The following is a 591-nucleotide window of genomic DNA, read 5'->3' as shown; positions in this document are numbered from 1 at the left end:
ATGCATCAGCTCAGCGATGAAGGAAACAATGCGTATCATGCTGTCATCATGCGGCAGCGCGGCGACAAAACTGCGGTCCATTTTCAGTTTGCTAATCGGCAGCGCTTTAAACTGATTCAGCCAGTTCAGGTTGGCATAGCCCATGCCGAAGTCATCCAGCGCGATGGAAACGCCGGTTTTCTGTAATTCCTTTAACAGACGCAGCGCCTGCTCAGGCTCGCCAATCTGGGCAGTTTCAGTGATTTCCAGCATCAGACGACCGGGACGGATGTCATAACGCTGAATCAGCGCCTGTAAATGACTGACCATTGTGGCTTCGCGCAGTTGGATTGCCGAGAGATTCACACTCAGCGTCAATTCGATCCCCTGTTGCTGCCAGTCGGCAAGGAGGCGGCAGGAGGCTTCAAACACCCAGCGGCCCAGCGCGGTAATCACCCCAATCTCCTCCGCGTTAGTAATCAGATCTTCCGGCAGGCACCAGGAGCCATCGGGCTGACGCTGGCGCAGTAGCGCCTCAGCGCCCACCAGCTTACCGCTGTTCATATCGATTTGCGGCTGCAACCACAGTGCAAACTGCTGCTGCTCCAGCCC

Annotated in this window: 1 protein-coding gene; it reads right to left on the bottom strand. The window is 56.0% G+C overall.

Annotated elements, in window-relative coordinates:
• Positions 1-591, bottom strand: a 591-nt coding sequence (locus WH277_RS02050; protein WP_339504110.1) for an EAL domain-containing protein, incomplete at both ends; no start/stop codon positions are given.

Origin of the sequence: Erwinia sp. MYb416, from assembly GCF_037479575.1 — a bacterium.
GTDB lineage: Bacteria > Pseudomonadota > Gammaproteobacteria > Enterobacterales > Enterobacteriaceae > Erwinia > Erwinia rhapontici.
This window is presented reverse-complemented; position numbering and strand designations above follow the sequence as displayed.